Raw genomic sequence first — 23325 nt, forward strand, 5'->3', positions numbered from 1 at the left:
GACAAGCTGCGAGACACCGCAGCGTGCACTCGCCCGTCACCACGCTTTGAACGGCAGTGAACAACCAGGCCACATACGTGTGGGGGACCTCGCCGTTCGGCCGGAGCGTCCTCGTCCGCCTTTGCGGTCCGGGCAGGTATGGCGCCCGCCGCTCGAACTGGCCCGCCGCTCGAACCGGCCGGCACCCCTCAGGGCCGCGGCGCGCGCGACCGTGTCCGCGCTGACCGTACGGTCAGCGCGGACACGGCCCTGCAGCTCCTCAGGGAGGCGCACGGTCAGCCGGGTACCGGCCCCAGGCCGTTCGCGGCCTTCCCGGACGCCTCCGGCATGGCGGCCCCGGCCGCGGCGTTCACCGCCGCCGGGGCCCCTGTGCCCTCTGCCGCGCAACGGTTCCAGCCCTGGCCGACCGGAGCCCGCCTCGTCCGCGGCCGCGGACAGGGAGCTGCCGTCGGCGCACAGCGTGCCGACGTGGGCGTTGCCGGGCCCTGCGTCAGAAGGTCAGGTTCCAGGCGTCGATCTTGCCTGTGTCGGAGGCGGCGTTGTCGTTGACGCGCAGTTTCCAGGTGCCGTTCGCGACCTCCGAGGAGGCGTTCACGGTGTAGGTCTGGGCGATGTTGTCGGCGCTGCCGCCGGTGTGGTTGTGCAGCGTGTAGACGGTGCCGTCCGGCGCCACCAGGTCGACCTTCAGGTCACCGATGTAGGTGTGCTTGATGTCCACACCCACCTTGAGGGTGGCCGGGGCGTTGCCGGTCACGCCGGTGACGGCGATCGGGCTCTCCACGGTCGCGTTGTCGTTGACGGCGAAGTCCGCGAGATTCTCGAAGTACGCGCCGGGCGGCGGGGTGGTCGCGACGGCCTTGAGGGCGTCGACCTGTCCCTCGCCGAAGAACGAGTTGCTGGCCGTCGTGCCCGTGCAGCGGCTGTCCGAGGGGCAGGCGATGTCGTTGGCCTGGGCGGCCAGCTTGGCCCGGATCTCCGCCGGGGTGATGCCCGGGTTGGCGCTGGCGATGAGTGCCGCCACGCCGACCACGTGCGGGGTGGCCATCGAGGTGCCGCTCTTGCTGCCGTAGCCGCCGCCGGGGACGGTGGAGTACACGCTGCTGCCCGGCGCCGCGATGTCGATGACGCCCTGCCCGTAGTTGGAGAACGAGGCCTTGGTGACGCCCGTGCCGTTGGCCGCGACCGTGACCACGCCCGGCAGCTCGGTCGGGATGTCGAGGCAGGCGTTGGTGATGGTGCGGGTGACCGGCGTCGAGTCGTTCGGGCTCGCGGAGTCGGTCGTCTTGTGGGCGAGGTCGTAGTTCTCGTTGCCCGCGGCGGCGATCTGGAGGGAGCCCTTGCCCTCGGCGTACTCCTGGGCGCGCTTGACGCCCTCGATGATGGCGGCCTGGTCGATGTTGTCCGGGCAGTTGAACTGCCACGGGTCCGTGTAATAGCTGTTGTTGGTGACCTTGAAGCCGTGGTCACCGGCCCAGACGAAGCCGCAGATGGTGTTCTCGGCGAAGAAGAAGGCGTTGCCCGGCTCGGCGACCCGGACCGCGGCGATCTTCACCCCGGGGGCCACGCCGACGACGCCCTTGCCGTTCTTGGCCGCGGCGACGGTGCCCGCTACGTGGGTGCCGTGCGTGTCGACGTCCCGCCAGGCGCCGGCACGGGTGTCGGGCTTGCCGTAGGCGCAGGAGACCGAGTCGGTCGCGTCGAAGTTGGGCGCCAGGTCCTGGTGCCGGTCGTCCACACCGGTGTCCAGGATGCCGACCTTGACCGAGGCGGAGCCCGGGTTCACGGCCCAGGCCTGGTCGGCCTTGATCTGGCTCATGTCGGCCCGGACCGGTTCTCCGGCCGGCGTCGAGGCCTGGGCCGGATCGGCCGGGAGCGCCGGGTTGTAGGCGTCGGCCGGGACGTCCGAGGTGCGCGTGGCGCCGACCTGCTGCACGCCGGCGACGCCGCGCATGGTGGCGGCGAACCCGCTGGACGCCGAGTGGGCGACGATCACGCCGATGGCGTCGAAGTTCGAGAAGACGGTGCCGCCGTTGGCCGCGATCGCGGCACGGACCGCCGAGCTGTCACCGGGGGCGGTGATCACGAGGTAGGCACGCGTGCCGGCCACCCAGGTCGCACTCCGGGAAGCCGGCACGGCGGCCGGAGCGTGGGCCTTCGCGGCAGACGCGGTGGAGGGGGCTACGGGGAGCGTGCCCGCGAGGGCGCCCGGGGCGCCGAACGCGAGGACGGCGCCGAGCGTGGCCGCCAGCACCAGCGTGCGTCTAGGTCGGCCGGATATGGGGGGTATCAATGCGTCCTCCGGAGACGGCCCGGCCGCGCTGAGGGCACCGGCGGGGCCGTAAGAAACGAATGGTGGATGCAAGATGTCAGGTGCATGCTCCTGTACGGAAGTACCTTTCCGCGCAGGGACGTCATAGGGGCATGGCTGAAAAGAGACGCACTCCGGGCATCGAGGGGTCGAGACCCCTCGGGAACTGGGCGAAGCCGACCGCGCCCTGGCATACGCCGCCCACCTGGCGTCGGCCGTGCTGCCCGCACCAGAGCCGGACCCGACCCGAGGCGCTCCCCGGCCATCGCCGCCTCGAGGCCGTTCTGTACGAAGGGCCTGCGGCCCGCATCCGAAGTGATTGCGATCTTCGGCGCCGGCCCTGGTCTCGGCGCCTCCATCGCCCGACGCTTCGCCGCCGAAGGCTTCCGTGTCGCGCTGCTGGCGCGTCGCAAGGGCCCGCCTCGACGCCCTGGTCGACCAGCTCAGTGCCGAGGGCATCGACACGGCTCGCTTCACCGCCGACCTTTCCGCACCCAAGGAGATCCCCGCCCTGATCGAGGCCATCCGCGAGCGGTTCGGCCGGATCGACGTGGTCGAGTACGGCCCGGTCCCCAGCGTCCGGTTCACCCCGGCCGCCGAGCTGGACCCGGACACCCTGGCCGAGGGCATCCCGCGCCGCGTTCATCGGAGGCAGCTAGGCGGCAGAGGCGGCTGGCGCGTCGGAGCTGGTGGCCGCGTTCCCGGTCGTCGACCCGGCCGACCTCGCCGCGCTCTACTGGGACATGTACACCAAGCGCGACCACATCGAGGAGGTCCATCCAGCCCTTCAGGCCGGCTGACAGGCGGGCCCCTCGGCGGTGTGGACCGCACGTGCGGTCCACACCGCCGATCCATGCGATGGAGTTCTCACAAACGGTGGCATGCTCATCGTCGAGGCTGTCACCGAGGGCCTCAGAGAACCGACGCGCAGGGTATTGCGCAGCTCGTCTCTGCGAGTGCCTTCAGGCCCAGGCGACGGCGTCCTCGACGGATACGCGGGGCAGCCGGGGGAACCACGGGTCGGTACCGGGGTGACCGATATTGATCACCAAATGCGATCGCCAGCTGGTACCGGCGAAGAACTCCTCGTCCACGCCGCCCCTGTTGAAGCCCGCCATGGGACCGGCCGCGAGTCCTGCCGCGCGCACCGCGAGCAGGAAGACCCCGGTCTGCAGTGCTGAGTTGTAGGCGGCGATGCTCTCGCGCTTCTCGATCTGGTCGGCGAACGCGACTCGCAGCACCTCGCCGCGGGCCGGGAAGACAACCGGCATCTGTTCGTGGAAGTCGACGTCGTACGCCAGGACAGCCACGACCGGCGCACAGAGTGTCTTGGCCCTGTTGCCCTCGTCGAGGTGGGGGATCAGGCGTTCCTTCCCCTCGCGGGTGCGCACGAAGAGCACACGCAGAGGCTGACCGTTGGCGGCGCTCGGCGACCAGCGGGCGAGGTCCCAGATCAGGGCGAGTTCGTCGTCGTCAACGACTGTCGCGGCGAAGTTGTTCACGGTGCGGGCTTCGGTGAAGAGCAGCTTTTGCCCCGCGTCGTCGAGGACACCGGGGGAGTGCGGTACGCGGTCGATGATGCTCACGGGTTGTCTCCTGCGTAGTTGTGCGGATGGTGTGGTGCCGGTCGGGATCTCCGCCCTGGCGCCACGCGGCGGGGCGGGTGTTGCGGGCCGGGTGGCCACGGGTTCCCGTTGTTGTCGCCCGTGTCCCCGGGCTCCTGGCCGACGGTCATGTGGAGCGTGTCGACTGCCTTCGTCGCTCCGGGCCCAACAGGGCGTAGCGAGCGACCAGTTCGGGGCGGTCGAGTGCCGCCGTGCTGAGGGCCCGAGGACGTTCTGGAGTCGGCGATGCGCACGAGGTCCCGCGGCGCCCGCTGCCCGGCCTCGGCGGACCGTCAACGCTCCTTCGACTCGTGCAGAATGGCTCGGACCTGGAGCGCAGCGGTCTGTGGTGGTACGCCGGCGGCGACAAGGAACACGGTCGCAGCCGCCTCACCCGTGGGATCCGTCCAGGTGGATCCGGTGTTCTCCTCGGCGAGGGCCAGCATCAGTGCTTCCAGCGCCTGGGCGAGGACAGGCGAGGGGACGTGGCTTGCGAACACGCCTTCATACTGGCCTCGTCGTAGGGCCGCGACGGCTTCATCGCGGGCCGGTTCCAAGGCGGCGCGGATCGCCTCCTGCTTTCCCGGAGCGCGGCGCCCCAGGGAAATGAGCGTGCGGTACTGGTCTCCTACCGCCCATGCCGCCAGAACCATCCGTGCCATGGCCTCCAGCGGATCAGCACCGGGGATACGGGCTGCTGCGAACGCCTCGTGAAGCGCTTGGCCTGCTTCCTGCGTCAGCTCGGCTATCAGCGCTTGCCGGCTGGAGAAGTGTCCGTAGAGAGTGCGCCGCGTGACGCCGGCCGCCAGAGCGATGCTGTCGAGACTCGCGTCAGGGTTGTCCCGCAATTTCTGCCGAGCCGCCGTGAGAAGGCGACGGCGGTTCGAACGAGCAACCCTGTGCTGCGGAGGGCGGCCCAGGGTATCGGTCCTCTGCATGGTCACGTCTCCACGAGTTCTGGCTGCCGGAAACTGTGGGCGCCGGTGCTTCCTCGAGCGCCGGCGCCCACTCACGCCGCTCTGAGGTGGCCTGTTGTCCCGCTGACAGGCGTCAGGGGACGAGGATGAGGCGGATCGGGTCGCCGATCTTGTTCTCGAGACGGTTGACCGCGTCGGCGGCGTCGGCAAGCGGGATGTGGTCCGTGATGGACGGGGCAAGGTCGAGCCGGCCGGCCGCAGTCAGCCGGACCAGCTCCGAGACGGACTCGGGGGAGCCGCCGTAGTGGCCGCGTACCTGCTTCTGCATGTAGTTGAAGGTCAGGCCCTCGGTGATGGTGAGCGGCCTGGGGCTGATGCCGACCAGGATCAGGGAGCCGCTCAGGCCGAGCACGGAGGCGGCCTGCTCGCGGACGGCGGGCACGCCGGCGCAGTCGAAGGCGAAGTCCAGGCCCTTTCCGGCGGTGGCCGCGCGGACCTGGTCGGCGAAGTCCGCAGCGGCCGGGTCCAGGGCGTAGTCCGCGCCGAAGGCCAGAGCACGCTGGCGGGCGCTGGGCAGCGGGTCGACCGCGATGATCGGCGCGGCGCCTACCAGGCGGGCGAGGCGCACGTTGTGTGCGCCGACTCCGCCCACGCCCCACACGCCGACGGACTGGGCAGGACGGACGCCGGCGGTGGCGACGACGGCGGCGTAGGGGGTCGAAACCGCGTCGGGGATGATGGCGGCCTGGTCGAAGGGGAGGCTGTCGGGGATGGGGATGAGGGTGTCCTCGCGGGCGACGGTGTACTGAGCCCAGCCGCCGTCGTAGTCGATGCCGGCGGTCCGCATCTGGGTGCAAGGGCGGTGGCGCACGCAGCCGGCGCACTGACCGCAGGTCTTGCCCGCCTCCAGGGTGACGCGGGTGCCGGCGGGCAGGTCGCGCTTGAGGTCGGTGCCGAGCGTGTGGATCACCCCGGACATCTCGTGGCCGACGGTGATCACGTCGGAGGTGGCGAACAGCGGGACGAGTGAGCCGTCGATGAGGTGGACGTCGGAGAGACAGACTCCGGCGGCCTTGATCTCGATGAGGACCTCGCCCGGCCCGGGCACGGGGACGGGGACCTCCTCCACGACGAACTTCTTGCTGTCCAGGTGGAAGCGTCCGGCGAGCATGGTGTCCATGGGGATCTGCTTTCTGTGATGGGCACTCCTGTCGGCTCGGGCCGATGGGTGCCGTGTGGTGTCGGGCGGGCTTGTGGTGGCCGAGAGGCGTGCGGAGTGACGGGGACGGGAGCGGCCGCACGCCTCTTGGGACTGGGGGGGGCAGGCACGCGCCGGTCAGGCGAAGACGTCCTGCTGGTAGCGCTCGTCGGCTTCGAGCTGCGCGAGCCACTGCTGGGCGGTCTCGTCGTCGCTGCCGGTGCGCTGGCGGTAGATCGCTGCGAGGGCTTCGCGGACGGCGGGTGCCATACGGCGGCCGTCACCGCAGACATAGATGTGCGCGCCGTCCTCGATGGCCTGCCATACCGTGTCGGCGGCGCCCGCTATGGCGTTCTGCACGAATCGGGCCGGGTGGCCGGGCACCGCGGAGTAGGCGGTGTGGACCTGGGCGATCCCGGCCCGCTCCCAGTCCTGCATCTCCTGCCGGTAGAAGTAGTCGTGCTCCGGGTGGCGGCATCCGACGAAGACCTGGGACAGTCCGACCCGCGTGCCGTTCTCGTACTGCCAGGCCCGCTCCTCCAGGAAGCCGCGCAGCGGTGCGATGCCGGTGCCGGGACCGATGAGGATCAGCGGCGTGGCCGGGTCGGCCGGCGGGGCGAAGGCCGGGGAGGGCACGCGTACGTAGCCGTACACGACGTCCCCGGGCTCCAGGCCCGCGATGTAGGAGGAGCAGGTGCCGCGGTACTGGCCGTCGCCGGACAGGGCCGGGCCCTCCAGCAGGCCGACGGTCAGGCGCACGTGGCGCGGGTTGCCCAGGGGGGCGGAGGAGATGGAGTAGAAGCGGGGACGGATCGGCCCCGTCATCTCCAGGAACACCGCCAGCGGCAGCTCGATCGCCGGGAAGCGCTCCAGCAGGCTCAGGACCGAGATGCGCTTGCCGAGGACCTCCTTCTGGTAGCGCTCCTCGGCCTCCTCTGTGTCGGCCGTGTAGGCCTGGAGCTGCGGCCGGGTCCACGGGCACTGGGTGTACTCGGCGAGCACCTGAATCTGGGAGCGGGTGGCCACGTCCTGCAGCTCCAGGAACTCGGTGAGCAGTAGGCCGGCGGTGACGGGCGTGCCGACCGGCAGGTGGGTGCGGCCACCGGCCGGCTGGTCCAGGCGCAGGGCCTGGTCGCGGTCGACGCCGAGGCGGGTGAGGGCGCGGTCGACCAGGGCCGGCTCGTTCTTGGCGAAGACGGCCAGGTGGTTGCCGGTGTCGTAGGTGACACCCTCCGGGAGTTCGACGGTGATGGACTTCGCGGACGGGCGCGGCGGCTCGATGCTGAAGTCCCACAGGCCCGTCGCGTCGGCCACGAGCTCCTCGTTGGCCACCACCGTGACGGGGTAGGCCTGCTCGGAGACGATGGCGGGGCGCACGTCCGCCTCGGTGAGCAGCTGGACCTGGTAGCGCGGGCCGCTCGCCTCGGAGGTGTCGGCGGCGTACTCCTCGGCCAGGGTGGCCCACAGGGTGTTCATCCAGCGGGTGGCCATGCCGTCGAAGTCGCCGGCGGCATCCGCGATGCCCCGCTCGATGACCGGGGTCGCGCCGGCGGCCAGCAGACCTTCCTCGATCCGCTTCGGAAAGGCCTGGAAGGTGGCCACCCACTGTGTGTTGCCGGCGCCCAGCAGGGCGAACCGCACGTTCGACAGTGAGCCCTCGGGCAGTCCGGCGGCGAGCAGATCGTCGAAGCGCTGCGCGTTGTCGGGGGCCTTGCCGTTGTAGCTGGCGGCCACTACGGCGAGCAGGCCCTCGGTGGGCAGATCGTCGCCCAGCTCGTCCAGGCTCATCAGGGTGGTGCCGAAGCCGGAGCGCTCACCGCGGTCGGCGATGCTGCGCGCCAGGTCCTCGCACGCGCCCAGGCTGGAGCCGTATGCAACGGTGAGGCTCACGCCGACGCCACTGACCGCGGCCTGCGCCTGCATGTCGTCGGTCCGCAGGTCCGCGGCGCCGAAGACGGTCCGCTGGTGCTCCTGGCGGCGGCGGACGATCAGTTCGAAATTGCCGGGCTTGCGCGTCAGCGCCTCCTTGACGTCCATCTTGTAGTCGGCCGTGTCGGCGAACCTGAACTTCTGCAGCACCAGCGCCAGGGCAAGACGGGCCTCGGTGAGTGCGAACTGCCGGCCGATGCAGGCACGCAGGCCGTTGCCGAACGGCTTGTACGCGTGCGGGTGCTGCTTTGCGCGGTTCTCCGGCAGCCACCGGTCGATGTCGAACTCATCGGGCCGTTCCCACGCCTTGGGGTGAGTGTGCAGAGGCCCTTCGAGGATGTTGACCCGGGTGCCCTTCTTCAGCTGGTAGCGGCCGCCGATGACGGTGTCCTGCGACGGGGCCTTGCCGAATGCCGGGATGGGAGCCCACAGGCGCAGGGTCTCGTCCAGGATGCGCGGGATGACGTCCAGCTTCATGATCGTGTCGTAGTCCGGCACGGTGTCGCCGGGCAGTAGCCGGTCCACCTCCGCGTAGGCCTGGGCCAGGACGTGCGGGTTGCGCATCAGCGAGTACGTGGCGAACGACAGCAGGCCGCTGGTGGTCTCGTGACCGGCGATCAGGAACGTCAGCACCTGGTCGCGGACGTTGTCGTCGGCCAGCAGCTTGCCGGTGTCCGGGTCGGTGGCCTGAAGCATCAGCCCCAGCAGGTCTTCCTCACTGGTGCCGTTCCCCTCGCGACGCCCCTTGATCACGCTCTCGACCAGGTCCTGCATCTGCCGGATGTTGGCGCGGTACTTCTTGTCGTCCGCCTTGCGGAGCTTGGTCATCATCGGCAGCTCCTGGGAGCGCCGAAGCGACTCGATCAGCGACTCCAGCAGCGCGTTGAGGAACGGGTGCAGGTCCTCCTTGTCGAAGGACCGGAACCGGTAGCCGAACCCCGACAAGGCGATGGTGTCCAGCGTCAGGCGGGTGTAGTCGTCAGTGATCTTGACCGGCTGCCCCTCCCGGCGCTCCCACTTGCCCACCAGGTTCTGGGCGATCTCCAGCATCTGCCCGTAGTAGGCCTTCATGGCCCGCTGGCTGAACGCCGGCAGCAGGACACGGTGCGCCATGCCCCATTCCTCTTCGTGCTGGTGGGCCGTGAACAGGCCCGCGCCGGCGAAGTCCCGGACGTAGTGCAGCGGCGTCTTCTCGATCTGCTTGAAGAACCGCGTCTCGTCGGAAACCTCGGCCACCAGGTCCGGGTCGTAGACGAAGACCTGCTCGATACCGGCGATGTCCATGCCGTAGATGCCCTCGGGAAACTGCTTGGACAGCTCGCCGAAGTACTCCACCGGGTTGGTGGCGGGGATCTGCGGCGTGTGGCCGAGGAGGGGGATCCCGCGCGGAGACCGGATGGGGCGAAGGTCGTTCGCGGAGTGCGTGGTCATGGCTTGCTCCTTTGTGCGGAGAGGGAAGGGCAAGGGCGCCGGTGAATGCCGCGGTGACAGAACCATACGTTGTATGGAATTCGAACCGTACGCTGTACGGAAACCAGATCGCAAACCCGCCGCCGCGGGCGGCCGCCGCGACGAAGCACAGTTCCGTACGATGTATGGAACTGATACCGTACGTGGTATGGAAAAAGTGAGGCGTCCCCCGCGAGGGACAAGGAAGAGAGATGTCCCTCTGACCGAAGCCGGGATCTACGCAGCCGCGCTGCGGCTCATCGACGCGGACGGGGTCGAGGCGCTCACCATGCGCAAACTCGCCACCGCGCTCGATGCGAACCCGATGTCGCTGTACCACCATGTGCCGAACAAGGAAGCCGTGCTGCGCGGCGTCACGAGAACGGTCGGCGCCCAGTTCCGCACCGTCACATTGGAGAACGCCCCCTGGCAGGACCGCATCCGCCTGCTCGCCACGGATTTCCGGACGCTGGCACACCGTCACCCCAAGCTGCTGACCTACTCGTTCAGCCACCAGCCCGACTTCATCCAGCCCGACGACCCGTTCTGGAGTGCGCTCACCGCGATCGTGGCGGCTGCCGCCGTGCCGCAGTCCGAGGTTCCGGAGATCGCCGCGCTGATAGTCGCCGTCGTCATCGGTGTCCTCACCGCCGAACTCAACGGCTCACTCCACCAGTGGTCGAACCTCAAGCCCCCCGGCCCTGATACCGGCGAAGACCGGCCAGGGGACGCTGGCCCTGACCCGACGGACGCAGCCACTGCAGGCCCTGATCAGAACCGCATGTTCCACCTTGCGATGGACACGCTGATTGCGGGCCTGGAAAGCCGGCTCACTGCCCGTGACAGGCAGGACGCCGGCCACCGTTGAGTCCGTGGTCCTGAAGCGTCGTCGCCCGGGACTCGTCCGCCGCTGGGCGAGCGCAGGTTGCTGCGCCAGCCAGGAACCCCATCTCGGAAAGGGCCGTTTCGATGCAGGCGCTGCCGGTCGCGGTGTGCTGCGGCTGGGGCGAGCGACCGATCTGTGGCCAAGCCGGCGCCAGGTGTTCTGCACGCGATGGCCGTGCCGGCCTGGTACTACCGCCGCGCGCCGAATCGACTCGAGGGTGTACACCATCGGAGGGCATGCGCGCCCCGCGGGGCGCGCACCGAGCGGGCGCTGGCCCCGCTGCTGCAGCGGGTGCGGAGTATCCCCGGACAGGTGGCGTGATCGCCACGCCGCGCACATCAACCATTGGATGCGGAACGGCCGCGACCCCCTGTTCTGGCTGCACCGCGCCCGCTTCGGCTGGTCCCCGGCCGGCGACGCCGAAGAACTGATTCCCGGCGTGGCTGGTGTTGATCCTGCGCGGCATGCCAAGGGGACGCTCGCCGGGACTGCAGGAGGGCGTTGACGAGGAGCCGCACTCAGGCGTTGCGCAGATTCCGCTGGAGAGGCCCCCGCCGGGCGCGCCCGGCGATACCGTGGTGTTCAGACGACCTGGCATGCCCGTGGAGGCCCTTGGTGAGCGAACAGCCGAACACCACCGACGCCGCCCGGCAGCAGCTGGAACCCGCGGCCGCCGACGCAGTACGCGCCTACGCGGCCAAGACGCGGGCCGACGCCGACCGGTTCGCCGCCGTCCTGGAAGACATCGCCGCCAACGGGCTGCCCGCGGTGGAGACCTGCACTCCGTGGGAGGAACTGCGCGAGGCCCACCTCGCCCGCCTCACCGCCCAGCGGCAGGCCGTCGCCTGATGACACAGCCGCACGGCCCCCGCCGCGCACGCATCGCCTTCTCCGACGCAGCCGCCAAGCAGCTGGAGACCATCACCAGCGAGGCCGAACTCCACGCCCTGGACCGCGCCCTGGTCGTCATCTCCGTCGACCCCGACCTCGGCGACGCGATCCCCGGCGACACGACCGGCCCCCGGCTGCGCCAGTACACCGACGAACTCGAGGCCGTGCGCATCCTGTACTTCGTCACCGCGCTGCGCACCGTCGTGGTCGTCGCATACCTCGAGGTGTAGGCGTCACTTCGAGACGACCTGGACGCGATCGAGACCAAATAGGCCCAGCGCGGCAAGACCGTCGAGATCATCGGCCTCAACGACCCCAGTGCTGACCTCCACGGCAAGGTCATTGGCGAACTCACCAACCATTGACCTCACCCCCTGTGACGGCCGCCTGGGAGGCGTCACCACTCCTTGGGCGGCCAAACGCCGGGAGCAGGACCTGAGCTTTCGGACAATCCGGCCAACCGGCTCAGGGAATGGGCCCCAGCCTGCCAGGGGCAGCCCGCTGCTGCAGAAGCCCTGGCCATGGCTGCCGGGTAGTCCGGCAGGCACCTCTGGCTGGTCACATCGCCAGGTCTGTTCGTCGCCCCACTTGGTGGGGAGTCCGACGGAGTGCGGAGTGCCGACCAGCGCCGCGCCGATGTCGAGCCTCGATTCAGACTACAGATGCTCGCCGGGGATCAACCGGGTCGATCTCCAGGTCCTCGAATCGGCTCTCCAACGCCTCCAACCCGGCCTCCCGCCGGAAGTCCTTCTCCGCCTTGGTGATCGGCAGCAGCCACAGGATCCGGGCATGGGCGCCATCGCCCCACTCACAGATCTCGAACTCGGGGCCGAAGGGATAGGGCAGGCTCACCAGGTAGTGATCACAGTTCGAGTCGTCGAGCCAGGGTCTGCCGATCGGCACAGTGTGTCCGACATCGAGTCTTTGGTGGGCCGGCCCACAGTGGTAGTACGCGTTCATCGTGACGCTCTCCAGGTTGAGCCACTCGTCGCGCGGTGCCGCGCGGATGAACTCAGCTCCATGGCCGTCGCGCTGCGTGGATTCCCAGCATCCGGACGTCACGTACAGCCACCAATCGCCGGGGTGAGCCGGGTGGACCCGGAACACCCGAAATCCGGGCGCGCGGTCCTCGATCGGACCGTCGACCCCAGGGACCTCGTCGATGACTCGGCCCGGTAGCGTCTTGCGGAGATGATCGAGTACAACGGTGTTCGGCATCTGATCATCTTGCCTCAGACCCCCGGCACCCCAGCAGATGGGCTCCAGGGCCGGCAGTGACCACAATCCCCTCAGGGGTACGTTCACGTAGTTCCCCACCTGGTCTGCTGGCGTGGGGCCTGGAGCACAAGGGGCCGTCGGCTGGTCAGCGGCCTCTGGCAGACTTCGCCGCATGGGATTGTTCAAGCGGGCCAGGAAATCGGAGAGCTCTGCTCAGGGAGTGGATCCCGCGGACCTGAGCACGCTGCTCTTGCAGGGCGAAGACATCATCGACCAGCTGGCTCAGGCGCACGTGTCCTGGGGGCTGGGCTCGGCGGACCGCTGGGGTCTGGATCAGAGGACGGGGCTCATCACCTGGACCTTCCCCGAGAAGACCGCGACGGCGCCCGCGCAGATCCTGGCCAGCTTCAGCCCTTCGTCGGGCTCGTGGCTGTGGGCCTGGGCGAACGAGAGCATCCTGCCGGAGATGAGCCGCGACGCCCATACCGTTCGGGACTGGGCAGAAGCACATGGCCATCACGCTCTGACCCAACCTGAGGTCGGCGCCGACGAGCAGGCTGCGGCAACCCTCGCGGCTCTGGCTGTCCGTATCACCAGGGCAGCCGGCTTCTATCGGGGCCCGGGAGCCAACTCCGTCGCGATCATCACGTTCGGGCCGGTCACGCTGACCGCCGCGGATGGCAGCACGTCCACCTTCAGCATCGACATCGACTAGCGGAACCGGTGCCGCGATGCCATGACAGAGGTGTCGGGCTCACCCTGATGTGACCTGCGTCGGTCAGCCGTCCATCAGATCCGGGTAGGGACAGAGTTCCAGCGCGGAGGTCGGACGGTTGGCCCACTTCCACCAGTCGTGTTCGTCGGGGCAGTCCCAGACCACAGGCTCTCCTGGGCACCTTCCTGGCCAGCATGTCGGCGCGGAACTTCCCGGCGCCTGTGGTGACTTCGTGCGAGCAGGCCACCGCGAGGACGTAGCCGGTGCCACGTTCCTCCAGCGCGGCGGGCAGCCTCGGGTTGCCGCCGTAGACCTCGTCTCCCGCGACCCAGGCGGCCCCGTGGCCGGCGTCGAGGAATCGGGTGACCATGCGAGCGGCCAGCTCCGGCTTGGTCGCGAACTCCGTCTTGTCGCCAAGGCCGGCTGCCCGGCAGCGGTCGGGGTCGGAGGTCCAGGAACGTGGAACGTACAGTTCCCGGTCCGCCGCGGCGTGCCCGCGGGCGCCGGCGTAGACCAGATAGACGGCGACCTGGGCGTTCTCGATCCTGACCGCGGTGCCGGTGTACTGCCGCTGAGCACCGACAGTGTCGGTGCCCTTCTTCACGTCGCCGGTCTCGTCGACAACCAGGACTGCCTCGTCGTCGTGCAAATGCTCGACCACGTAGGCGCGCACCTCGTCGCGGACCTGGTCGGCGTCCCACTGGGGCCCGCCCGAGCAGGTGCCGCATGCCGTCCGGGGTTTTGTCCCCGGCCCACTCGGCGATGGTCCAGCAGTTCTTGCGCGGCAGGTCGGACAGCAGGCCGAGTACCAACTTCCGGGCCCGGCGCCGGGATTCCACCCGCGTGAACCGTCCCGCTATACGGTTCATCAGGCCCTCGAACGCTTCCTGCCAGCGGGCAGGGTCTACGCTGTGACCTACGGCCACCGCATGATCGTTTGTCTTCACACGCCGATGATCAACGGTGGCCGCGCCCGTCTCCACAGCGCGTCAGGGTCGCGCAGCGTCTGCCTGCCGTCCTGTATTTGGAGGACTTGTGCAACGTGGCGAAGTCTGGTGGGTTCAGTTCGACGAGCGGAGGTTGGTCGTACTGCTGTCGGGAGAGGACACGTCCGGGATCCGGGTGATGCAGGTCGTTGCTCCGGCGGGCGTCGACATCAGCGGTCTGGGCATCGAAGTGATGGTGGGCGCCGGTGAAGGGCTGCCGTTCGAAGGCGTGCTGCGGCTCGCGTTCCCGCGTCCAGGCTTCACCCCGTGCACGTGGCTGACCACTGTGTCCCGGGACGACCTGATAGAGCGGGAGGCCGTCCTGTCCTCCCTGAAGCTCAGCGAGATTGACGACGCCCTCCGACTCGCTGAACAAGCGCACGAGCGTACCCCGGCAACGACCGCGAAGCTCAGCGAGATACGGGTCGCCCTCCGTCTCGGTGAACTCGGGTAGACGAAGAAGGAGCCGACGCCCGTGACGGCGTGGGCGATCTCGGGCGAGATGATCCACGCTGGCCTCGGCGCCCCTCACCATCGAGATCACGATCTACGGCTGGAGTACCAGTTGTCACATGGGCAGGCTTGCTGTCGCTGTCGCTGTCGCTGTCGCTGTCGCTGTCGCTGTGGCCGAGGCGGCATGCGTTGGACTTGACCAGCTGAACACCGATGCCACCGAAGCTGGTTGAGACGGCCAGGGGTTGTCAGTGGCTGGTGACAGGATCACCGGCATGGCTTTCGTACGTACTACTCCGCCGCGGCCCGTGGACGTGACCGCGGTCTTCCCCGAGCTGGCGCCGTTGGCACGTCCTGCGATTCGGCTGCACCCTCGTCCCGGTTCGCCTTCGGTCGGGGAGAGCTCGGTCGGGGGGCCGTTGCTGTGGCCGGTGGAGGAGCCATGGCCGCACTGCGAAGCCTCGCACCTGCACCGTGACAGTGGCTTCCGTCAGTCGCCGGCCGAAGTGCGGCTCACAAGGCGCATGCGGGCCCGGTGGCACGGTGATCACGGTGGTCGTGGTGGGATGACGCCCGAGGAGGAGGCGGTCAAGGAACGGAACGCCGCGATGCTCGCGGAGCGACTCGACGCCGGCCCTCCGTTGCCCGCGGACTGCCCGGTCCCCATGCTGCCCGTGGCCCAGCTGTATCTACGCGACATACCCCTGCTGCGGCCGCCCGGACAGGCCGATCTGCTCCAGATTCTGTGGTGCCCCTACGACCACGTCCCGCATTGGAAGCCGTCGACCGCACTGTTCTGGCGGTCCGCCGCGGAGGTCGTCGACATCCTCGCCACCCCGCCCGAGCCGTACGAGGTGAACTATGAGGGCTATGTGCCGGAACCGTGCGTGCTGGCACCGGAAGCGATCACCGAGTACCCCGACAGCCTCGATCTGAGCCCGCAGATGCTGCTGATGGTGGAGGACTGGAGCAGATGGCAGGCAGCCGGCGCCGACGTGGACAGCTCCTACGCGGACTGTCCACGGGACTTCTATGACATCCATCTGGCAGACGCGCCCGGATGGAAGGTCGGCGGCTGGCCTCCATGGGGCCGCACCGACCCCAACCCCCGATGCTGCACTGTCTGTGATGTGCAGATGGTTCCACTGCTGACCATCGCCTCCGGCGAATGGGACGGCGGTGAGGGACACAGCTGGGCACCTTACGAAGAACAGGCCGCCGCCTACGCCGCCAACACCACCGGCCATTGCTGTGGCCAGGACCCCTCGCAGCCGACCAAGGCCGAAGTCGGCAGCACCGACAACATGCAGATCTACGTCTGCCCGACCTCTCCCGAGCATCCGCACACCGACCTGATCCAATGAGCTGTCGAGCCGCAACGCACCAGGCTCCTGTGCCGTTGGGGGAGGGGTTCGAAGTCTCAACCCGTCGGCACAGGAGCCTCGTTGGGTGCGGGTCCTGCCGCACTCGACCTGCCGCACGCGCTGGTTGAGTGGGTCACCATGCTCATCGTCACCCGTGAGAGTGACCGCCGCTGCAAGCTCCCACCGCACCAGCGCGCGCTGGTCGCCTTGGTGTACCTGCGCAAGCACGACACGCTCGCGCAGATCGCCGCCGGCTTCGGCATCCCGGTGGGTACCGCCCACGCCTACACTCACACGGGCCGGACCCATCACCTGACCGCGGCCCGCACCCACCGGATCATCCGGTCTGCGAACGCCAAGGCGTCCCGATCCTTACCGACCGCGCCTACATCGGTGCCGGACCGTGGGTCACCACACCGGTCAGACGCCCACCCGGTCGCGACCTGTCGCCAACCCAGCACACCGTCAACCGCGCGCTCTCGGCAGTACGGTCACGGGTCGAACGGGGCGTGGCCCGCCTGAAGTCCTGGCGGATCTTCCACCACGCGCGCTGTAGCCCGAATCGAATGTCGTCAATCACCGCTGCCGTCCTCACCCTGGAGCGGCAACTGAAATAGCTCAGCGATGTCCCCGTCCTCCGCCACTGAGCCTTTCCAACCTCGCACTGAAGCTGCGAGGTGGAGCGTCTGGACGAAAACCCCTTGCGGCCAAGGGTGGTGATCGCTCTACGGTTGCTGCCCGTGACCATGCAGATGCCCTACCAGCCACTTCCGATCGACCAGTCCGACGTGCGCTACATCCACGGACCCGATTCCGCTCTACAGCCGGGTGTGCCCGCTGGTGAGACGGTCGAGCTCGAGTGGAGGGGCAGCGAGATCTACCCGGGAACCTTCCGGAAGTTCTGGGTACACGTGCCTGCACAGTACGACCCAGCGGAACCGGCATCCTTGATGGTGTTCCAGGACGGATGGTGGTACCTGGACCCCGCAGGGGAGGTGCGCGGCGCGATCGTCCTGGACAAGCTCGTTCACCGTGGCGACATCCCCGTCACCATCGGCGTGTTCGTCGATCCTGGCGTCTTCCCCGATGCGGAGAACCCGAAGAACCGCAACAAGGAGTACGACGCCTTCGACGACCGGTACGTCACCTTCCTCCTCACCGAGATCATCCCGCAGGTTGCGGAGCGCTATACCATCGCCCATTCACCCGAAAGGTGGGGCATCTGCGGCGGGAGCAGCGGAGGCAACTGCGCCTTTACCGCCGCATGGCTGCGTCCGGACAAGTTCCGCCGCGTCATCGGATACCTGTCCAGCTTCGCGCAGATGCCGGACGGCAACCCCTACCCAGACCTCATCTCCCGCGTCCCCCGCAAGCCGCTGCGCATCTTCACGCAAAGCGGCCACCGCGACCTGCACTGGAATGAGCCACAGTGGAACTGGCTCGCCGAAAACCTGCGCGTGGCAGCCGCTCTCGCTGACGCGGGCTACGACTTCCGCCTTGTCCTGGGAGACGGCGGACACAGCCCCAACCACGGCGGCGTCCTGCTGCCGGACGCTCTGCGCTGGCTGTGGCGGCCCAACGAGGATTGATCGATACACACATCATCAGACCTGGCGCCGGCTGCGGTGAGGCGGGCTGCGCCCAGGGCCTCGGCGTAGGCGTGTGATGTCTGGCTCGTTGCCGATCCGCCAGCTCGGGCCTCTGGAACGCAACAGGCACGGGCTTCCAAGATCATGGAGTTCTCCACGCCCCATGACCCCCACCGACAGGTATGGGGCGGCGACGGCGCAAGCGTGGGACCGGCTGCATCCCCGGCTCACCCGCCGGGCGGCATGGGGCGATCACGAAGGGCCGCTGCCGATCATTGAGGGCACCGTTCCGCCTGTCGGTCGAGAAGCTGCCTAGCGGCGGTGTGAGCAAGCCCGTCTGGCTGTGGTGGCCGGGCACCGGCGCCGATCCCCAGGACGTCGACCGCTGTTGGCAGGCGTTCCTTCGCCGGTTCGACGTGGGGCACACCTTCCGACTGCTCAAGCAGACTCTCGGCTGGACCCGGCCCAAACTGCGGGACTCGCAGGCCGCGGACCGCTGGACCTGGCTCGTCCTGGCCGCGCACGCTCAGCTCCGCCGCGCCCGCCCGCCCGCGCGGGATCTGCGCCGGCCGTGGGAGCGGCCGGTGGAACCGAACAGACTCACCCCTGCCCGCGTCGCCCGCAGGTTCAGGAACCTGCGGGCAAATACCGGCACCCCAGCCGGTGCACCGAAACCGACCCGCCCCGGCCCCGGCAGGCCGCCCGGGTCAAAGAACCGACAGCCCGCCACCCGGTACGACGTCGGACGCGTCCTCGCCACTGGCGAGTCCTGTACGCGACCCGCACACCACAAGGTCGGCACCAAACCCCGACGCAGCTCAGAACCGAGTACAGCAGCGTGAATCTCCGGGCCGGCAGCATGGAGATCGTGCGACGATTCGTCGGCCAGCTGAGCCGCGAGGAGGGATGAAGGACGATGGAGTACATCAACCTGGACGCACAGGTCGGCAACCTGTCAGGCGTCATATCCCCGGCTCTGTACCTGGAGCATCTGCCCTCGCTGGCTGACGATCTGCCGATCGGGGCCCGGGGCTTCGCGACTGCCCCAGAACACTACGACTTCTCCAGCAAGCGGTGTGTGAAGGACCTGGAGGTCCAGCACGTCCGCGGTCTCGGAGCTGATGACCAGCAGATGGAGATCGAGTTCAGGCACAACTGCTGGAAGCACGACGAAGACCTGGTCATCAGCTACACAGGGGTGTCCAGCTTCGATGGCGGAAGCATCGGGGACAACGACTGGTCGACCGTCGGGACAGTAGTCCTCGACGAGGTTCTGCCCCACCAGAACGGTTGCAGTCACGAGATCGCGCTCTGGAACGGCTCGTTCACCATCGTATGCCGTGATCTCGTCGCGACCTGGACCGAGGCTGACTGCCCCGACAACTCATAGACCAACAAGTCCTCCTCACGCACAGCCAACCCGCTCGCCGAGGTTGAACGGCAAGCTAAGGGCGTTCAACTACCCCCGAAACTCGACCAACGGAAACCCTCTCATCACGGTTGCACAAGTCACTCAGTGCGGCGGCGACGTCAGGCGGGGAAGGCCGGTGGGGGAGGGGTCGGAGCTGGCGTGGCACGAGCGTGCGGGGTGGCCCCACCGGCCGGAGGCATCGAGGGCGACGTCGACGCCGGCTTCCACCACCAGCTCAGTTCCACCAGAAGTGACGTTCAGCGTCTCCCGGCTGCCCCGCCCGGCGGAGAACGACCAGCCCGTCCATGGATGACCGCGCCGCGCCGGGGCGAGCGGTCCGGCGATCGATTAGCTGCCGTATGGGCAAGGGTGGTGGTGCGGCCGGTGTGCCGCAGGAAGGCCATCGTCGCCGAAGAGACCGGTGGGAGCGGCCGGGGAGCCCACCGCGCCTACGACCGCCTGGTTCGTCTCGCAGACCTTGTACTTCCGCCACCCGCGCAGCGGAGCCGCTGGGCCGGGCACTGGACCCGGCGATGCAGCGGCGCAAGCCTCGTACAGAGGCCATGGACCGGCCCGAGGAGAGGCGGTCAGGCGTTCAACGCCTGCTCGACGGTGGGGTGGCACGGGATGAAGGTGTCGACGCCGATCATCTGCAGCAGACGGAGGACGGTCTCCTGGGCGCCGGCGATGCGCAGCCACCCTTGAGCCTGGCTCACTCGCAGGTGGGCGGTAATGAAGACGTTGATCCCGCTGGAGTCCATGAAGGTCACGCCGCTGAGATCCGCCACGATCCGCAGGGGCGGCGTCATGCCGTCCTCCAAGGTCAGCACCAGGCTGAGGGCGTCCTTGACGTTGTGGTCGATCTCAGCCGTCCTCGGCCTGGGCGGACTCCATCTGGTGCCCTTAACACTGCTTTCGAGGCCGATTGCCTCCCCGTCGGGCACACAGAAAATCTGTGCTGGCTGGAGTAGACATTGGGTGGCGGCATGGTTATGGTTTCTCTCGTAGCCCAGAGAGACAGCAGGGCCTGGCAGACACGAACTGCCGGGCAGCAGTACGTAGTTGCAGTTCGCAGGACGGTGCGGTGGTGGAGTTTCGAAGCCAGGGTTGTCGCAGGACGGCGACGGGGCTGACGACCGGACCGGGTGGCCCGCAGTGATCAGGGGCCGCCGTGAGCAGTGCCGCAGTGGCAGTACCCAGCAGTGCAGTCAGTGAGCGGTACCTCGGTGAAGGCGTCGGCTGCGGGCGCGCGCACCGGGAGGTTCGGCAGTGGGGTTCCAAGCCAGAGCAGACGCAGGACGGGCGAACGGGGCTGGCTGCCGAAGAGTGGCGCTGTGACAGGCCACGGAGCAGGTCGCATCACCAGCAGTGCGCAGGAGAGCAGTACCAGCATCGAGGGAATGAACGGAGGAAGTGGACGCCATCAGGATCGCCCGGGCGGAAGTATTGAGTCCGGGTACCGCAGGACATCGATAGTGAGGTGGTCTCCGGTCGAGCAACCGCGATCCCAGCATTCCCGGCAGCATTCCGGCCGGGTGTGCGGAGATAGAAGGCCGGCGCAGTAGAAGAGCCGGCAGATGGTGTAGCAGTTCCTTCGGGGCCCTGGCGGCAGTACGGCGCCAGGGCCCCTCCACGCGTTCCACAGAGAGGTGCAATGACTGTAGACGACACGTTCGGCCGTCTCGATGACGACGACTACCCCGCTTACACCATGGGCCGGGCCGCCGAGATACTCGGCACCACCCAGGGCTTCCTCCGCGCCATCGGCGAAGCCCGCCTCATCACCCCGCTGCGCTCCGCAGGCGGACACCGCCGCTACTCCCGCTACCAGCTGCGCATCGCCGCCCGCGCCAGGGAACTCGTCGACCACGGGACCCCCATCGAGGCCGCCTGCCGCATCATCATCCTCGAAGACCAGCTCGAAGAAGCCCAGCGCCTCAACGCCGAACACCGCCGCACCGCAACCCCGCACCCGGCCATCGTCTGACCCGCACTCTTCCGCCGAATTCAAGAATATGAGCGGATGATCGCCGAAGATGCCCAGCCGCCGGTACGCGGCGGGTGTTCGAGTCCCGTCCCGGCACTTTGCCCGACACCCTGCGTAAAACCGCGACGGATGCGTCAACACCGTCAGGTGGCTGCAAGGAGGATGGCGGTGAAGGCGGCGATGGTCGGAGCCGTTCTGGCCTACAACCTGAACACCTACGTGCTCGACGACAACGGCAACGAGAGCCAGCTGCGCGCCTGGAACGCCACCGAGGCGTACCGGCTGATCGACGGCGAGTGGCGCATCGTGCACTCCAACTGGGCGTTCGCCCAGACCGCGACAGGCGCGATCGCGTCCTGACCGGGGACTCCAAGCAAGCGACCGAAGGAGAGCGGTCGGCCCCGGCCCGCCCCTCGCTTCGGATGCGATCAAGGCCGTGGCGGCCGTGGGGATGTGTGCTTGTGCCGCACCCGCCTCACATGCCGGTCCTGGCTTCGCGGGCCGCGAAGGCGGCCGGGGCGAGACCGGTGTGGCCACGGAAGAAGCGGCCGAAGTTCGCGGGATCGGTGAACCCGAGATGGACGGCCACAGCCCGGGCGTCCCAACCGGCACCTCCCAGCAGGCGCCGCGCTTCGAGCAGCCGCCGCTCGTCGATGACCTCACGCACCCCCTTGCCGGTGGCGTCCCGGGCCGCGCGACTGAGGGTGCGAACCGAACAGCCGAGCAGCCCGGCATAGTCCGCGGCCCGGTGCAGTTCCCGGAAGTGCAGCTCCAAGGCGTCCACGAACCGTGCGTACGTGTCCCTGCGGCCCGTGCCGCCCACCGCCGCGCCGGTGGGGGTGACATCGGGGGAGTTGGCAAGGCGCAGCAGCAGCGATTCGAGCAGGCTGCGCCGCAGGGCGTGGTGGACATCGAGGCGACGCCGCCCCAGTGCACGGTGTTCGTCCAGGAGCTGGAGCGCCGTCTGCCCTAGCCAGGCCGCGTCATCGGGGTGCGGGCTCAGTACGGCAGGGGCCTCGTGCGCGGTGAGCGGGGCCAGCAGACGGGCGGCGTCGGACGTCAGCACGTCCGGTTCGAACAGGATGAACAAGCCGCGTGCGGCACCTGGCGGATGCCAGCACTGCGCATGCCCGGGACGCACCCACAGCCACTGGCCGCAGGCGACGGTCCGCGTGACGTGGTCGACATCGTGGAGCAACTCACCCTCGGTGACGAGGATCAGGTAATGGAAGGTGGCACGGCCCGGACGGGGCGGATTCCACGGCCAGTCGTCGTGCTCGGCAAAGAAGTCCTCGACGGTGCTCACCTCCAGGCCGTACGGAGTGCCGACCGGGGGCTGGAAACCGTACAGCGGAACCGTGGCCTGCTCGGCCTGCACGCTGCGTCCGACGCGCGGAGACCGCCTGGGGTGTCGCTTACCGACCATCACGTGTCCGCAGTTTACCGCCCCTCTTGCCTGCGTCGCTGGAAAGGATGGGGGCGTGCGTACGCGTCCTTGGCCGACGCCCCTGCCCGCCACCACCCGAGGAAGGAAAAGACTCTTGAACGGATCGACCCTGCAGACGTTCGCCGCCGAGTGTGCGGAGGAACTTCCCGGAGCGCAGTTGGAGCATCCCTTCGGCCCGGACTGGGAGGTCTTCAAGGTACGAGGCAAGGTGTTCATGCTGATGACCGAGGTCCCCGGGCGCCCCGTCGTGATCCTCAAGGCGGACCCCGACGAGGCCCACGCTCTCCGAGAACACAACAGCCACATCACCCCCGGCTACCACATGAACAAGAAGCACTGGATCACGCTGGAGGGCGGGACAGACGTCGACAAGAAGCTCGTCAGGGAACTCGTCACCGACTCCTACCTGCTCGTCGTCGCCCGTCTGCCCAAGGCCGAGCGGCCCGTCGACCCGCGCACCTACGGCACCAGCACGCAGGCGACCCGGTGAGCGCGGCCGGTGACCGCCTCCAGGACACCGCCCGCCAGGCGGCCCTCGTCCTCCCCGACGTCAGCCACGGATACCCCTTCACCCCCGGACTCGACGTGTACAAGGTCGCGGGCAAGGTGTTCCTGATCGTCACCGACGACCCGGAGGAACAGATCATCACGGTCAAGTGCGAGCCCGAGCACGCGCGGGTACTGGAGCGCGGATACGCCTCGATCGCCCCCGGCCGCTACCTCGACAAGAGGCACTGGATCTCGCTGGGGCCCGGGCCAGGCATCACGAAGCAGCTGATCAACGATGCCGTCGAGCACTCCTACGACCTAGTCGTCGACGGTCTGACACAGAGCGAGCGCCCGCCGCGAGCCCCGGGCCCGGACACGACCGCCAGGTGAACGCTGGCCGCGCCCCCCTCGGACACTGGCTGGCCTCAGGTCAGCCGGGCAGCTCTGGGAGCTGCTCGATGACGCAGCCTCGTCGACGGTCACC

21 protein-coding genes and 3 pseudogenes are annotated in these 23325 nt (G+C 68.7%); 14 read left to right on the forward strand and 10 right to left on the reverse strand.

Annotated features, from left to right (window positions below; all coding sequences use genetic code 11):
• Positions 1 to 490: 490 nt before the first annotated feature.
• From OG736_RS43295 to OG736_RS43315, 5 genes are all read right to left on the reverse strand, one after another.
• Positions 491 to 2251: a S8 family peptidase gene (locus tag OG736_RS43295; RefSeq protein ID WP_327187370.1), complete on the reverse strand. Its 1761-nt coding sequence runs from the start codon at positions 2249 to 2251 to the stop codon at positions 491 to 493.
• Positions 2252 to 3270: 1019 nt separating this feature from the next.
• Positions 3271 to 3894: a malonic semialdehyde reductase gene (locus OG736_RS43300; RefSeq protein WP_327187371.1), complete on the reverse strand. Its 624-nt coding sequence runs from the start codon at positions 3892 to 3894 to the stop codon at positions 3271 to 3273.
• Between the two features lie 311 nt (positions 3895 to 4205).
• On the reverse strand, positions 4206 to 4850 hold the full coding sequence (locus OG736_RS43305) for a TetR/AcrR family transcriptional regulator (protein ID WP_327187372.1): 645 nt from the start codon (positions 4848 to 4850) through the stop codon (positions 4206 to 4208).
• Positions 4851 to 4962: 112 nt separating this feature from the next.
• Positions 4963 to 6009, reverse strand: coding sequence for a zinc-binding dehydrogenase (locus OG736_RS43310; RefSeq protein ID WP_327187373.1), 1047 nt, complete (start codon positions 6007 to 6009; stop codon positions 4963 to 4965).
• Between the two features lie 156 nt (positions 6010 to 6165).
• Complete coding sequence (locus tag OG736_RS43315) at positions 6166 to 9387, reverse strand: bifunctional cytochrome P450/NADPH--P450 reductase (protein ID WP_327187374.1); 3222 nt, start codon at positions 9385 to 9387, stop codon at positions 6166 to 6168.
• Between the two features lie 73 nt (positions 9388 to 9460).
• On the opposite strand from OG736_RS43315, the gene OG736_RS43320 reads away from it, so the two are divergent.
• From OG736_RS43320 to OG736_RS43330, 3 genes are all read left to right on the forward strand, one after another.
• The gene (locus tag OG736_RS43320) at positions 9461 to 10273 is read left to right on the forward strand and encodes a TetR/AcrR family transcriptional regulator (protein WP_327187375.1); all 813 of its coding nucleotides are present in this window, start codon (positions 9461 to 9463) and stop codon (positions 10271 to 10273) included.
• 633 nt (positions 10274 to 10906) lie between these two features.
• Positions 10907 to 11140 carry a hypothetical protein gene (locus OG736_RS43325; RefSeq protein ID WP_327187376.1) on the forward strand — a complete coding sequence of 78 codons (234 nt, stop codon included), beginning with the start codon at positions 10907 to 10909 and terminating at the stop codon, positions 11138 to 11140.
• Positions 11140 to 11412 carry a hypothetical protein gene (locus OG736_RS43330; RefSeq protein ID WP_327187377.1) on the forward strand — a complete coding sequence of 91 codons (273 nt, stop codon included), beginning with the start codon at positions 11140 to 11142 and terminating at the stop codon, positions 11410 to 11412. The genes OG736_RS43325 and OG736_RS43330 overlap by 1 nt, the downstream gene beginning before the upstream one ends.
• Before the next feature lie 3 nt (positions 11413 to 11415).
• On the opposite strand, the gene OG736_RS43335 is transcribed toward OG736_RS43330, so the two are convergent.
• The gene (locus tag OG736_RS43335) at positions 11416 to 11544 is read right to left on the reverse strand and encodes a hypothetical protein (protein ID WP_327187894.1); all 129 of its coding nucleotides are present in this window, start codon (positions 11542 to 11544) and stop codon (positions 11416 to 11418) included.
• A 289-nt stretch (positions 11545 to 11833) separates the two neighbouring features.
• Positions 11834 to 12400, reverse strand: a complete 567-nt coding sequence (locus tag OG736_RS43340; protein ID WP_327187378.1) for a suppressor of fused domain protein — start codon at positions 12398 to 12400, stop codon at positions 11834 to 11836.
• A 172-nt stretch (positions 12401 to 12572) separates the two neighbouring features.
• Here OG736_RS43340 and OG736_RS43345 point away from each other — a divergent pair, with 172 nt between their 5' ends.
• Complete coding sequence (locus OG736_RS43345; protein ID WP_327187379.1) at positions 12573 to 13115, forward strand: DUF6882 domain-containing protein; 543 nt, start codon at positions 12573 to 12575, stop codon at positions 13113 to 13115.
• Positions 13116 to 13281: 166 nt separating this feature from the next.
• Here the strand turns inward: OG736_RS43345 and OG736_RS43350 are convergent.
• Positions 13282 to 13984 (reverse strand): annotated as a pseudogene (locus OG736_RS43350) (IS701 family transposase); the annotation flags it as partial.
• Between the two features lie 166 nt (positions 13985 to 14150).
• Here OG736_RS43350 and OG736_RS43355 point away from each other — a divergent pair.
• The 6 genes and pseudogenes from OG736_RS43355 (at position 14151) to OG736_RS43380 (ending at position 18897) form a co-directional block, all read left to right on the forward strand.
• Positions 14151 to 14555, forward strand: coding sequence for a type II toxin-antitoxin system PemK/MazF family toxin (locus OG736_RS43355; protein WP_327187380.1), 405 nt, complete (start codon positions 14151 to 14153; stop codon positions 14553 to 14555).
• Between the two features lie 274 nt (positions 14556 to 14829).
• On the forward strand, positions 14830 to 15918 hold the full coding sequence (locus tag OG736_RS43360) for a hypothetical protein (protein ID WP_327187381.1): 1089 nt from the start codon (positions 14830 to 14832) through the stop codon (positions 15916 to 15918).
• A gap of 138 nt (positions 15919 to 16056) precedes the next feature.
• Positions 16057 to 16535: pseudogene (locus OG736_RS43365) on the forward strand (transposase family protein).
• 129 nt (positions 16536 to 16664) lie between these two features.
• A complete protein-coding gene (locus tag OG736_RS43370; protein WP_327187870.1) occupies positions 16665 to 17507 on the forward strand; it encodes an alpha/beta hydrolase in 843 nt (280 codons plus the stop codon).
• Between the two features lie 124 nt (positions 17508 to 17631).
• Positions 17632 to 18349 (forward strand): annotated as a pseudogene (locus OG736_RS43375) (NF041680 family putative transposase); the annotation flags it as partial.
• 74 nt (positions 18350 to 18423) lie between these two features.
• Positions 18424 to 18897, forward strand: a complete 474-nt coding sequence (locus OG736_RS43380; RefSeq protein WP_327187382.1) for a hypothetical protein — start codon at positions 18424 to 18426, stop codon at positions 18895 to 18897.
• Positions 18898 to 19505: 608 nt separating this feature from the next.
• On the opposite strand, the gene OG736_RS43385 is transcribed toward OG736_RS43380, so the two are convergent.
• Complete coding sequence (locus OG736_RS43385; protein ID WP_327187871.1) at positions 19506 to 19844, reverse strand: STAS domain-containing protein; 339 nt, start codon at positions 19842 to 19844, stop codon at positions 19506 to 19508.
• Between the two features lie 728 nt (positions 19845 to 20572).
• Between OG736_RS43385 and OG736_RS43390 the strand changes: the two genes are divergently transcribed.
• Positions 20573 to 20905, forward strand: a complete 333-nt coding sequence (locus OG736_RS43390; RefSeq protein WP_327187383.1) for a helix-turn-helix domain-containing protein — start codon at positions 20573 to 20575, stop codon at positions 20903 to 20905.
• Between the two features lie 168 nt (positions 20906 to 21073).
• A complete protein-coding gene (locus OG736_RS43395) occupies positions 21074 to 21265 on the forward strand; it encodes a hypothetical protein (protein ID WP_327187384.1) in 192 nt (63 codons plus the stop codon).
• A gap of 115 nt (positions 21266 to 21380) precedes the next feature.
• Here the strand turns inward: OG736_RS43395 and OG736_RS43400 are convergent, their stop codons facing one another.
• A complete protein-coding gene (locus tag OG736_RS43400) occupies positions 21381 to 22334 on the reverse strand; it encodes a helix-turn-helix domain-containing protein (RefSeq protein WP_442817145.1) in 954 nt (317 codons plus the stop codon).
• A 112-nt stretch (positions 22335 to 22446) separates the two neighbouring features.
• On the opposite strand from OG736_RS43400, the gene OG736_RS43405 reads away from it, so the two are divergent.
• The gene (locus tag OG736_RS43405) at positions 22447 to 22842 is read left to right on the forward strand and encodes an MmcQ/YjbR family DNA-binding protein (protein ID WP_327187385.1); all 396 of its coding nucleotides are present in this window, start codon (positions 22447 to 22449) and stop codon (positions 22840 to 22842) included.
• Entirely contained in the window at positions 22839 to 23231 is a 393-nt protein-coding gene (locus OG736_RS43410; RefSeq protein WP_327187386.1) for an MmcQ/YjbR family DNA-binding protein, read from the forward strand. Before OG736_RS43405 ends, OG736_RS43410 begins: the two co-directional genes overlap by 4 nt.
• Positions 23232 to 23325: the final 94 nt, after the last annotated feature.

It is taken from the genome of Streptomyces sp. NBC_01334, assembly GCF_035983595.1.
Lineage (GTDB): Bacteria > Actinomycetota > Actinomycetes > Streptomycetales > Streptomycetaceae > Streptomyces > Streptomyces coriariae.